The organism is Cellulomonas sp. Root485 (genome assembly GCF_001426705.1).
Classification (GTDB): Bacteria; Actinomycetota; Actinomycetes; order Actinomycetales; family Cellulomonadaceae; genus Cellulomonas.
Map to the genome: position 1 here is coordinate 301,832 of NZ_LMFC01000003.1, position 11,426 is coordinate 313,257.

Below are 11,426 nucleotides of genomic sequence, written 5' to 3' on the forward strand. Positions count from 1 at the left end.
GCTTCCTTCGTGTCGTTCAGGGTCGGCGGGGAGGTCAGAGCATGCACGAGACGCAGCCCTCGACCTCGGTGCCCTCGAGTGCCAGCTGGCGGAGGCGGATGTAGTAGATCGTCTTGATGCCCTTGCGCCAGGCGTAGATCTGCGCCTTGTTCAGGTCACGGGTGGTGGCCGTGTCCTTGAAGAACAGGGTCAGCGACAGGCCCTGGTCGACGTGCTGCGTCGCCTCGGCGTAGGTGTCGATGACCTTCTCGTAGCCGATCTCGTACGCGTCCTGGTAGTACTCCAGGTTGTCGTTCGTCATGAACGGCGCCGGGTAGTAGACGCGGCCGATCTTGCCTTCCTTGCGGATCTCGATCTTCGACGCGATCGGGTGGATCGAGCTCGTCGAGTGGTTGATGTACGAGATCGAGCCGGTCGGCGGCACGGCCTGGAGGTTCTGGTTGTAGATGCCGTGCTCCTTCACCAGCGCGGCCAGCTCGGCCCAGTCGTCCTGGGTCGGGATGTGCACGCCGGCGTCGGCGAACAGGGCCGCGATGCGTTCGGTCTTGGGCACCCACGGCTTCGACGTGTACTTCTCGAAGTACTCGCCCGTCGCGTACTTCGAGTCCGCGAAGCCGTCGAACGCGCGACCGCGCTCCTGGGCCAGCAGGTTCGAGGCACGGATCGCGTGGTACGCCACCGTGTAGAAGTAGATGTTGGTGAAGTCGAGGCCCTCGTCGGACCCGTAGAAGATGCGCTCGCGGGCCAGGTAGCCGTGCAGGTTCATCTGGCCGAGGCCGATGGCGTGGCCGCCGGCGTTCGCCTTCTTGATGGACGGGACGGACTCGATGTCGGTCTGGTCGGAGACGCCGGTCAGGGCACGGATGGCCACCTCGACGGACTTGCCGAAGTCGGGCGAGTCCATCGACAGCGCGATGTTCATCGACCCGAGGTTGCAGGAGATGTCGCGGCCGACCGTCTTGTACGAGAGGTCCTCGTTGTACTCCGACGGGGTCGAGACCTGCAGGATCTCCGAGCACAGGTTCGAGTGCGTGATCTTGCCGGCGATCGGGTTGGCCCGGTTCACCGTGTCCTCGAACATGACGTACGGGTAGCCGGACTCGAACTGCAGCTCGGCGAGCGTCTGGAAGAACTCGCGGGCGCTGATCCTGGTCTTCTTGATCCGCGCGTCGTCGACCATCTCGTAGTACTTCTCGGTGACGTTGATGTCCGCGAACGGCACCCCGTACACGCGCTCGACGTCGTACGGCGAGAACAGGTACATCGGCTCGTTCTTCTTCGCCAGCTCGAACGTGATGTCCGGGATGACGACGCCGAGCGAGAGCGTCTTGATGCGGATCTTCTCGTCGGCGTTCTCGCGCTTGGTGTCGAGGAACCGGTAGATGTCCGGGTGGTGCGCGTGCAGGTACACCGCACCGGCACCCTGGCGGGCACCCAGCTGGTTGGCGTACGAGAAGGAGTCTTCGAGCAGCTTCATCACAGGGATGACGCCGGAGCTCTGGTTCTCGATGTGCTTGATGGGCGCACCGTGCTCGCGGATGTTGCTCAGGAGCAGGGCCACGCCGCCGCCACGCTTGGACAGCTGCAGGGCGGAGTTGATGCCGCGCGCGATGGACTCCATGTTGTCCTCGATGCGCAGCAGGAAGCAGGAGACCGGCTCACCGCGCTGCGCCTTGCCGAGGTTGAGGAACGTGGGCGTCGCCGGCTGGAAGCGGCCGGAGACGATCTCGTCGACCAGGGAGATCGCGAAGTCCTGGTTCCCCTCCGCCAGCGCGAGGGCGACCATGCAGACGCGGTCCTCGAAGCGCTCCAGGTACCGCTTCCCGTCGAACGTCTTCAGCGTGTACGACGTGTAGTACTTGAACGCGCCGAGGAACGTCTGGAAGCGGAACTTCTTGGAGTACGCGTACTCGAAGAGCGTCTTGATGAACGCGCGGTCGTACTGCCCGAGGATCTCGGGGTCGTAGTACTTGTTCTCGACGAGGTAGTCGAGCTTCTCGTTGAGGTCGTGGAAGAAGACCGTGTTCTGGTTGACGTGCTGCAGGAAGTACGCGCGCGCCGCCTCACGGTCCTTGTCGAACTGGATCTCACCGTCCGCGCCATACAGGTTCAGCATGGCGTTGAGGGCGTGGTAATCCAGGCCCGACGTCTCTACGCGGGTATCTGCGACTGTCGTTGCCAAAATCTTCCCAATCCCTCGCGGACGTTGTGCACGTCCTCTGTCGTACCCATGAGCTCGAACCCGTACAGGAAGGGGACGCGACACTTGGTCGCGATGATGTCCCCTGCGATGCAGTAGGCCTCGCCGAAGTTCGTGTTGCCTGCCGCGATCACGCCGCGGATCAGCGCACGGTTGTCCTCGTCGTTGAGGAACTTGATGACCTGCTTCGGTACTGCGCCACCCTCGTTGCCCCCGCCGTACGTCGGCAGGACCAGCACGTACGGCTCGGAGGCGTGCAGGAACGGGTCTGTCGGACGCAACGGGATGCGCTGCGCCGGCAGACCGAGCTTCTGCACGAAGCGGTGGGTGTTGTCCGAGGCGGAGGAGAAGTAGACCAGGGAGCTCATCGACCAGATCCCCTCACCTCGGGTCGTGCGGTGGTGCTGGAGAGCGCAGAGAAGCCCGCCGGATCGGCGCGGTGTCGAGACCAGCGCCGATCCGGGGAGTTTCGTCAGGCGACTGCGGCGGCCAGTCGGTCGGCCAGCGCCTTGATGCGGTCCGGGCGGTAGCCCGACCAGTGCTCGCCGTCGACGATCACGACGGGGGCCTGCAGGTGACCGAGCGACATGACGTAGTCACGTGCGTCGGCGTCCTCGCTGATGTCCACCACGGTGTAGTCGGTGTCGAGCTTGTCGAGCGCGCGGTAGGTCGCGGTGCACTGCACGCACGCCGGCTTGCTGTAGACCGTGATCGTCATGGTGGCTCCCCGTGTCCTGTCTGCGGCACGCTCCCCCCGGAGCGTTCGCGAAGCTGTGTTTCTCTGAAGCTGAAGGGCCCGTCCTGCGGGCCTGGTTCACGCTGCGACTGCGCTGAGACCCTGATGAGCTCTCTGCACTGCGTCGTGACTAGACACTACACCTAGGGGTCCGGCTCGCAATGGACCACTAGGGGTTGTAGTGACAAGCGTGTCATTCTTCACCCTGTGGAGAAGTTCCAGGCTACCGCCGACCACTGACACAGCCCCCGACCAGCACCGATGCACGGCCGTGCACAGGCATCCACAGGGGGCCATCCGGCGCCCACAACGTGCTCCACAGGCAGTCCACACCCGCACTGTCCGGTTCGTCGCGAATGCCGCGCACGACACGCCAGAACGGATGTTCGCGACACGCCAGGACGGTGTCACGACGAGCACCCGAACGGCTGACGGGAGCCCCGTGTCACCCCGGTGCGGGATGCTGTCCCCGTGCAGATCACCACGCTCGGGGCGCTCGCCGTCGACGGCCGCCCCGTCCGCGGCGACCGCCTGGTGGCACTCGTGGGGGCGCTCCTCGACGCACGGGGGCGCGGCGTGTCGTCGGCTGCCCTCGTCGAGGACGTGTGGGAGGGCATCCCGCCCGACGACGCGGCCGGCGCCGTGCAGGCGCTCGTCTCGCGGGCGCGACGGCTGGGGTTCGCGATCGAGACCGCCCCGGGCGGGTACCGGCTCCCGACCGACGGCCTGCGGATCGACGTGGTCGACGCCGAGGCGCTGCTCTCCGACGGGCGGGACGCGCTGCGCTCGGGCGAGGCGGCCCGCGCCCAGGACCTCGGCCGCCAGGCCCGTGGGCTGCTGCCGGCCGTTCCCGACCTGGACCACCCGGCCACCGCGCACCTGCTCGCCGACGTCGTGACGCTGCAGGCCGAGGCCGGGCTCGCGCTCGGCCGGGTCGACGACCTCGTGGAGGACCTGCGACGTTTCGCGCTGCGGACGCCGCCGGACGAGCCGTTGGTCGCCCTGCTCGTCCGCGTTCTCGCCGCGCAGGGCAGGGACGCCGAGGCGCTCGAGGTCGTCGAGAAGCTGCGCGCCGAGCTCGCCGACCGGTACGGCACCGACCCGTCACCCGTCGTCGCCCAGGCCCACCTCGCCCTGCTGCGCGGGGAGCTGGCCACCGAGCACGCCGCCCCCGGCCGCGCCGTCGTCGCGCTGCCCGCCCCGTGGCGGAGGCCCGCGACCGCGCTGGTCGGCCGCGACGACGACGTCGCACGGGTCGAGTCGGCGCTCGGGCAGGACGCACTGGTGACGATCGTCGCGACGGGCGGCGCAGGCAAGACCCGGCTGGCCGGTGAGGTCGCCCGCCGCGCGGTCGCTGAGGGCCGCTCGGTGCGGGTCGTCGAGCTGGCCGGTCTGCGCGCCGCCACCGAGGTGCTGCCGACGGTGCTGGCCGCGATCGGCGGGTCGGACGTGTCCGCCGCACGCGCGGACCTGACGACCGAGCGCCGGCTGCTGACCCCCGAGGACCGGTTGCGGCTCGCCGCGCAGGACCTCGACGGGCTCCTGGTCCTGGACAACTGCGAGCACGTCCTCGACGCCGCCGCCGTGGTCGTCGGCGACCTGCTCTCCGTCGTCTCCCCCGACCTCGTCGTGCTGGCGACGAGCCGGGCACCGCTCGGCCTCGTCGGCGAGCACGTGCACCGGCTGCGCGCCCTGCCCGACGCCGACGCCCTCGAGCTGCTGGAGACGCGGGCCCGCGCCGGGCGGGCGAGCCTGGGCTGGCACCCGGAGCGGGCGCTCGAGCTGTGCCACCGCCTGGACAACCTTCCCCTCGCCCTCGAGCTCGCGGCCGCACGCCTGCGGTCCATGACCGTCGAGGACGTGCTGGAGGGCCTGTCCGACCGGTTCGCGCTGCTCGACGACGCGCTGCGCGGGCTGCCCGAGAGGCACGCCAGCCTGTGGGCGATGGTCGACTGGAGCCGGGAGCTGCTGGACCCGTCCGACCGCGCGCTGGTCCAGCGGCTGGCCGTCGTGCCCACGTCGTTCACCGCCGAGACGGCGGTCGCGGTGTCGGGCGCGCACCCCGCCACGGTCCGACGCGGGCTCGCCACCCTGGTCGAGCAGTCGCTGCTCACGCTCGACGAGGACGACGGCGGGCTGGCGCGCTACCGGATGCTCGAGACGGTCCGGGAGTACGGCGAGGTGCGGCTCGACGTCGCCGGTGAACGGCCGGCGGCCATGGCCGGGCTGGTCCGCTGGGCGGCGGAGACCGCCGTCCGGGTCGGTGCGGACTTCGTCGGAGCAGGGCAGCTGGTCGCGTTCGACCGCTGCGCCGCGGAGCAGGAGACGCTCGTCGCCGCCCTGCGCTGGGCCGTCGACCACGGGGACGAGGCGAGCGCCGTCGACATCGCGAGCGCCCTGTTCCACCTCTGGAGCATCCGCGGGCTGCACGTCGAGTGCGTCGAGTGGGCGATGCGGCTCCTGCACGCCGACGACCCGGCCGCACGACGGGTGTCGACTCTGTTCCAAGGCTCCGTACCCGGGCGGGCACTCCCCGACGCCGACCGCGTGACCACCGCGGGCGTCTTCGCGGCCGTCAACGCCGGCGTCGCCACCTCGCAGCGCCCCGTCGCGCTCGCGTGGCGCGCGATCCGTCGGGTGCTCGCCGACCGGCCGGCGGAGGTGTCGCCGCGGATGCGCGCGCTCGCCGCGACGCTGCCCGCGCTGGGCTCCCCCGACGTCGACGAGAGCCTGGCCGCGGCGGAGCGGATGATCGAGGCGGACGACGACTTCCTCCAGGGCCTCGGACTGTTCATGCGTGCCGCGGTCCGGGAGAACGCCGGCGACCCGTCGATGTCCAGCTCGGACGCGCGCGAGGCGTACCGCCGGTTCCAGGCCATCGGTGACCACTGGGGCATGGGGATGGCCGCGCAGGGCATCGGCCAGTGGGAGAGCGCGCGCAGCGGCAGCGACTCCGAGAGGTGGCTGAGCGAGAGCCTCGAGCACCTGGAGCTGGTCGGGGCCATGCAGGACGTGCGCAGCCTCCGGGTCCAGCTGGACATGCAGCGCGCCCTGGCAGGCGACGAACGGGCCACCGCACAGCTCCGGGAGGTGACGACCTCGACGCAGGCGGACGACGTGGACGCCGCCCAGGCCCACCTCGGCCTGGCGCAGGTCGCGTCGCAGGCGGGACGGGTGCAGGAGGCGCTCGACCACGCCGAGGCCGCGGCCGCGCTGGTCACCGCCACGCGCGTCCCCATGCACCAGGCACGCGTCGTGTTCCTCGTCGCCGTCGCGGTCACCCACCTGCACGTCGCGGCGCTGCCCGGCGAGCACACGACGGCCTCGGCGGAGCGGGCCGTCGAGGTGCTCCGGGCGGCGGCGGCCGATGCTGCCGTGACCAGCGACATGCCCGTGCTCGGGACCTACGCGCTGGGCTACGCGGAGCTGGCCGCGTACCGGGGCGAGGTCGACCGCGCACACGAGCTGTGGGCTCTCGGCACGCGGCTCGGCGCCAACCTGGTGCCGTACTTCCAGCTGGGCCTCGGCGGGTCGAAGGCCGAGCCGGTGGGCGACGGGACCGTCCGGGCGGCGCTGCTCGCGCGGTGGCAGGCTCAGCGCCCCGCGCAGGCCGCGGCACGGGTGCGAGAGCTGACGGCCGACGCCGGCTGAGACGGTCTCCCGTCCCAGCCGGCGACGTCGTCGTCAGACCTTGCGGCGGTACGCCCGCATGGCCAGCGGCAGGAACACCGCGACCAGCCCGACGCACCAGGCCAGCGTCCAGTAGACGCTGTCGCCCATCGGCGTGCCGAGGAACAGCCCGCGCATCGCGGCGACCAGGTGGGTGAGGGGGTTCCACTCCACGAAGGTCTGCATCCAGCTGGGCAGCGTGGTCGCCGGGACGAACACGTTCGACGCGAAGCTCAGCGGCATGATGATCAGGAACATGATCCCCTGCACGGCACCGGACGTCCGGACCTTCATCCCGACGAACACCGACACCCAGGACAGCGACAGGGCGAACACGACGGCGAGCAGGCAGCCGGCGAGCGCGCTGAACGGGTCCGTGAGGATCCGGAAGCCCATCAGGTAGCCGATGCCGAGCGTCATCACCGTGACGATGACGTAGCGGACGACGTCGCCGAGCACCGCACCGATCAGGGGTGACGATCGCGGGATGGGCAGCGACTTGAACCTGTCGAAGATGCCCTTCTCCAGGTCGGTGTTGAGGTTCACACCGATCGCGATGGCGCCCGTCGCGATGGTTTGCGCGAGGATGCCGGGGAGCAGGAACTGCAGGTAGGTGTGGGTGTCACCCGCCACCGCACCGCCGAAGATGTAGACGAAGATCACGAGGAAGATCGCCGGCTGCAGCGTGACGTCGATGAGCGCCTCAGGCGTGCGCCAGGTCTTGATCAGGCTGCGCTTGGCCAGCGACAGCGAGTGCCGGACCAGCGGAAACGGTTTGCGGGTGACCGCGGCGGCCGACGTGGGGACGGCGCGCGGGGAACGCTGCTCGGTGAGCGTGGTCATCAGGCCACCTCCTTCTGGGTCGTGACGGTGGTGTCGTCCTCCGAGGCCGTGCGGCCCGTGAGCGAGAAGAACACCTCGTCGAGGCTGGGCAGGTGCAGGGACAGCTCGGTGACGCCGATCCCGGCGCTCGCGAGGCGGGACACGGTCGCGGTGAGCGCGGAGTCGTCGGCGACGGGGACCGCGAGGACGCCCTTGCGGATCTCCTCCGGCCCGCCGGTGCCCGAGGACACCTGGCCGAGGATCGTCGCCGCCTCCTCCATGCGCGTCAGGTCCGACGGGCGGACCTCGAGCGTCTGACCGCCGACCACGCGCTTGAGGCCCTCGGGGGTGTCGTGCGCGATGACGCGACCGTGGTCGATGACCGTGATCTCGTCGGCCAGCGCGTCCGCCTCCTCCAGGTACTGCGTGGTGAGCAGGACGGTCGAGCCGTCCGTGACGAGCGAGCGGACGACGTCCCACATGTCCTCGCGCTTGGCGGGGTCCAGTCCGGTGGTCGGCTCGTCGAGGAAGATCACGTCGGGGCGGCCGACGAGGCTGGCCGCCAGGTCGAGCCGGCGGCGCATGCCGCCCGAGTACGTCTTGGCGGGGCGGTCGGCCGCCGCGGTCAGGTCGAACCACTCCAGCAGCTCGGCGGCGCGGGTGCGGGCGCCAGCCCTGCCGAGGTCCAGCAGCGTGCCGAACAGCACGAGGTTCTGCCGGCCGGAGAGGTCCTCGTCGACGGAGGCGTACTGGCCCGTGAGGCCGATCGACTGGCGGACGCGCTCGGCGTCCTTGACCACGTCGAACCCGCCGATGCGGGCGTGGCCGGCGTCGGGGACGAGGAGGGTGGACAGGATGCGGACGGCCGTCGTCTTGCCGGCTCCGTTGGGGCCGAGCACACCGAGGACGGTGCCGCGAGCGACGGCGAGGTCGACGCCCTGGAGGGCCTTCGTCTCGCCGAAGTGCTTGACGAGGCCGTGCGCCTCGATCACCAGGTCTTGTGTCATGGCTCCAGGCTGGGGGGACGCGCTGACAGCCCACCGACACGCGGCTGACACGGCCGGTGTCAGCGGATCCGACACCGATCACGCGGACGTCCGAGGAAGTGCGCGCTCGGGCAGCCACTTCCTCGGACGTTGCGCGCGCTCGACCTGGACGTCCGAGGAAGTGAGCGCTGGAGCGACTCCTTCCTCGGACGTCGTCAGCGCAGCGCGGCCAGCAGTCGGTCCAGCTCGTCGTCCGACGTGTAGTAGTGCGGGCTCGCGCGGACGACCTCCGTCAGGCCGCGCGCGCCGAAGTCGAGCTGGGCCGACGAGATGCGGGTGACGCTGACGTTGACGCCCGCGGCGGCGACCCGGGCGCGGACCTCGTCGGCACGCATCCCGTCGACCGTGAAGGTGACGATGCCCGACCTCCGGACACCCTTGTCGCGCACGGTGACGCCGAGGGTCTGCGACAGGTCCTCGCGCAGCCGTTCCGCGAGCCCGGTGACGCGCTCCTCGATCGCCGGCAGCCCGAACGACAGCGCGTAGTCGACGGCCGCGCCGAGGCCGAGGTTGTCCGCGATCGACCGCTCCCACGTCTCGAACCGCAGCGCGCCGGGGACCACCTGATACGTGGTCGGCGACGTCCAGGTGGCCGCGCCGAGCCCGAGGACCGGCGGGACCAGGGCGTCGGTGATCGCGCGGCTCGCATAGAGGAAGCCGGTGCCGCGGGGGCCACGCAGGAACTTGCGGCCCGTCGCGGCCAGCAGGTCGCAGCCGAGCGTCTCGACGTCCACGTCGAGCTGGCCGACCGACTGGCACGCGTCCAGCAGGAAAGGGACCCCGGCTCTGCGGGTCAGCACGCCGACCTCGGCCGCCGGGTTGACGACGCCTCCCCCGGTCGGGACGTGCGTGAGCGCGACGACGGCGACATCGCTGTCGAGCCGGCGTTCCAGCGCGTCGAGGTCGACCTGGCCGTGCTCGTCGTCCTCGATCACCTCGAGGCTGGCGCCGGAGCGCTCGCACGCCTGCAGGAGCGCGATCGCGTTGCTGATGTACTCGGTGCGGGCCGTGAGGATGCGCTGACCCGGCTTGAGCGGGATCGACGAGAACGCCACGTTCCAGGCGGCGGTCGCGCTCTGCACCAGCGCGATCTCGTCCGGCTGTGCACCGATCAGCCGCGCGACCGAGCCGTACACGTCGGCCACGCGCGCCTCGGACTCGGCCTCCGCCTCGTACGGACCGATCTCCGCCTCCCGGCGCAGGTGCGCGACGACCGTGTCGGTGACCACCTGCGGCCGCAGTGCTCCCCCGGCGTTGTTCAGGTGGGCGACATGCTCGATGCCGGGCGTGTCCCGGCGGGCGCGGTCAAGATCGATCGTCACGATCCCGGAGTCTAGGCAGGACCCCGCACCGGACGTCCGCACATCCGAGCGTCAGGACGACCGAACGCGCGGACGTCCGCACTCGTGCGGGGCTGAGCCCCATCGAGTGCGGACGTTGCAGAGGGTGGATACAGGACGTCCGCATTCGTGCGGGGCCCAGCCCCATCGAGTGCGGACGTTGCGGGGGGGTCAGCGGTTGCTCGGGTGCCAGAGGACGACGGCGGCGCGGTCGGCGGTGGTCGTCGGGCGGCGGCTGCGGCTGGCTGTGCGGTTGACCGCGACGACGTCGCCGCGGGGGTCGGCCGTGAAGATGCGGCGGCCCGGATCGACGAACGCGCGCAGGTACTCGACCTGCCGCTTGAGCTGCTCCAGCTCCGCCTCGAGCTCGAGGATCCGCTTGATGCCGGCCAGGTTGACGCCCTCGTCCTGCGACAGCCGCTGCACCTCGCGCAGGGTCGCGATGTCCCGCAGCGAGTACCGCCGGCCGCGGCCGCTCGCGCGGCTGGGGGTGACCAGGCCCAGGCGGTCGTACTGGCGCAGGGTCTGCGGGTGCATCCCGGCCAGCTCGGCGGCGACCGAGATGACGTAGACCTTGGCGTCCTCGCCCGGCACGGCTACTTCTTCGCCGCGTCGAGCAGGTCTGCGCGCACGTCCTGTCCGGACGTCGCGATGCCGAAGGCCTGGACAGCCTCCCGGGCGGCGGAGCTGAGGCGCTGCGGGACGACGACCTGGACGGTGATGAGCAGGTCGCCCTTGCCACCGGGGACGCCCTTGCCCTTGACGCGCAGGACACGGCCCGACGGGGTGCCCTCGGGCACCCGGACGCGGACGGTGGACCCGTCGAGCGTCGGCACCTCGATGGTGGCGCCCAGGGCGGCCTCGTCGAAGGCGACCGGGACCGTCATCCGCAGGTTGTCGCCGTCGATCGTGAACACGGGGTGCGGGGTGACGCGGACGGTGATGACGAGGTCGCCCGCAGGCCCGCCGGCGGCACCGGGCCGGCCCTTGCCGCGCAGCCGGATCTTCTGGCCGTCGCGGACCCCCGCGGGGATGCGCGCGTTGACGGTGCGGCCCTCGACGCTGAGCGAGACCGTCGACCCCTCGACCGCCTGCCGGAAGGGCAGGGTCGCGCTGGTGGCCAGGTCGGCACCCTGCTGCGGACCGAACCCGCCGGCACCGCCGCCGTTGCCGAACAGCCCGCCGAGCAGGTCCTCGAAGCCGGCCGCGCCACCGGGGGCGTTGGTGTACCGGACGCGACCGCCGCCGGGCTGTCCGCCGCCGAACATGCCGCCGAAGACGTCCTCGAACCCCGCGCCGCCGCGGCCGCCGGAGGTGAACCTCGGACCGCCCGCCATGGCGCGCAGCTGGTCGTACTGGCCGCGCTGCTCCGGGTCGGACAGGACCGCGTAGGCCTCGCCGACGTCCTTGAACCGCGCCTCCGCCTTGGCGTCCCCCGGGTTGTGGTCCGGGTGCTCCTGGCGCGCGAGCTTGCGGTACGCCTTCTTGATGGTGGCGGCGTCGGCATCCTTGGGGACGCCGAGGACCGAGTAGAAGTCCTTCTCGAGCCAGTCCTGACCGGTCACGCCGCTCCTTCCTTGATCTTCGTCCGAGGCCCCACGGGTCTGACAGAC

9 protein-coding genes are annotated in these 11,426 nt (G+C 71.0%); 1 reads left to right on the forward strand and 8 read right to left on the reverse strand.

Annotated elements, in window-relative coordinates; all coding sequences use genetic code 11:
• Window positions 1–34: 34 nt before the first annotated feature.
• The 3 genes from nrdE to nrdH all read right to left on the reverse strand — a co-directional run bounded on the left by nrdE (window position 35) and on the right by nrdH (window position 2,918).
• Complete coding sequence (gene nrdE / locus ASD16_RS15130; RefSeq protein ID WP_055919144.1) at window positions 35–2,182, reverse strand: class 1b ribonucleoside-diphosphate reductase subunit alpha; 2,148 nt, start codon at window positions 2,180–2,182, stop codon at window positions 35–37.
• Window positions 2,152–2,568, reverse strand: a complete 417-nt coding sequence (gene nrdI, locus ASD16_RS15135) for a class Ib ribonucleoside-diphosphate reductase assembly flavoprotein NrdI (RefSeq protein WP_055919146.1) — start codon at window positions 2,566–2,568, stop codon at window positions 2,152–2,154. Before nrdI ends, nrdE begins: the two co-directional genes overlap by 31 nt.
• Before the next feature lie 104 nt (window positions 2,569–2,672).
• Window positions 2,673–2,918: a glutaredoxin-like protein NrdH gene (gene nrdH / locus ASD16_RS15140; protein WP_055919150.1), complete on the reverse strand. Its 246-nt coding sequence runs from the start codon at window positions 2,916–2,918 to the stop codon at window positions 2,673–2,675.
• Window positions 2,919–3,407: 489 nt separating this feature from the next.
• On the opposite strand from nrdH, the gene ASD16_RS15145 reads away from it, so the two are divergent.
• The gene (locus tag ASD16_RS15145; RefSeq protein WP_055919167.1) at window positions 3,408–6,587 is read left to right on the forward strand and encodes a BTAD domain-containing putative transcriptional regulator; all 3,180 of its coding nucleotides are present in this window, start codon (window positions 3,408–3,410) and stop codon (window positions 6,585–6,587) included.
• A 33-nt stretch (window positions 6,588–6,620) separates the two neighbouring features.
• Here the strand turns inward: ASD16_RS15145 and ASD16_RS15150 are convergent, their stop codons facing one another.
• The 5 genes from ASD16_RS15150 to ASD16_RS15170 all read right to left on the reverse strand — a co-directional run bounded on the left by ASD16_RS15150 (window position 6,621) and on the right by ASD16_RS15170 (window position 11,378).
• A complete protein-coding gene (locus tag ASD16_RS15150) occupies window positions 6,621–7,448 on the reverse strand; it encodes an ABC transporter permease (RefSeq protein ID WP_055919169.1) in 828 nt (275 codons plus the stop codon).
• Window positions 7,448–8,434 carry an ATP-binding cassette domain-containing protein gene (locus ASD16_RS15155; protein ID WP_055919174.1) on the reverse strand — a complete coding sequence of 329 codons (987 nt, stop codon included), beginning with the start codon at window positions 8,432–8,434 and terminating at the stop codon, window positions 7,448–7,450. The genes ASD16_RS15150 and ASD16_RS15155 overlap by 1 nt, the downstream gene beginning before the upstream one ends.
• Window positions 8,435–8,628: 194 nt before the next feature.
• Window positions 8,629–9,795: an aminotransferase class V-fold PLP-dependent enzyme gene (locus tag ASD16_RS15160; RefSeq protein WP_055919176.1), complete on the reverse strand. Its 1,167-nt coding sequence runs from the start codon at window positions 9,793–9,795 to the stop codon at window positions 8,629–8,631.
• A gap of 189 nt (window positions 9,796–9,984) precedes the next feature.
• On the reverse strand, window positions 9,985–10,407 hold the full coding sequence (locus ASD16_RS15165; protein WP_055919179.1) for a heat shock protein transcriptional repressor HspR: 423 nt from the start codon (window positions 10,405–10,407) through the stop codon (window positions 9,985–9,987).
• Window positions 10,408–10,409: 2 nt separating this feature from the next.
• Window positions 10,410–11,378 (reverse strand): DnaJ C-terminal domain-containing protein, encoded by a 969-nt coding sequence (locus tag ASD16_RS15170; RefSeq protein WP_055919190.1) that lies wholly within the window; start codon window positions 11,376–11,378, stop codon window positions 10,410–10,412.
• Window positions 11,379–11,426: the final 48 nt, after the last annotated feature.

What these genes read in the sequence shown, in the direction of transcription:
- nrdI (WP_055919146.1), bottom strand. Translation starts at nt 2,568, where the DNA reads ATGAGCTCCCTGGTCTACTTCTCCTCCGCCTCGGACAACACCCACCGC.
- nrdH (WP_055919150.1), bottom strand. Translation starts at nt 2,918, where the DNA reads ATGACGATCACGGTCTACAGCAAGCCGGCGTGCGTGCAGTGCACCGCG.
- ASD16_RS15150 (WP_055919169.1), bottom strand. Translation starts at nt 7,448, where the DNA reads ATGACCACGCTCACCGAGCAGCGTTCCCCGCGCGCCGTCCCCACGTCG.
- ASD16_RS15155 (WP_055919174.1), bottom strand. Translation starts at nt 8,434, where the DNA reads ATGACACAAGACCTGGTGATCGAGGCGCACGGCCTCGTCAAGCACTTC.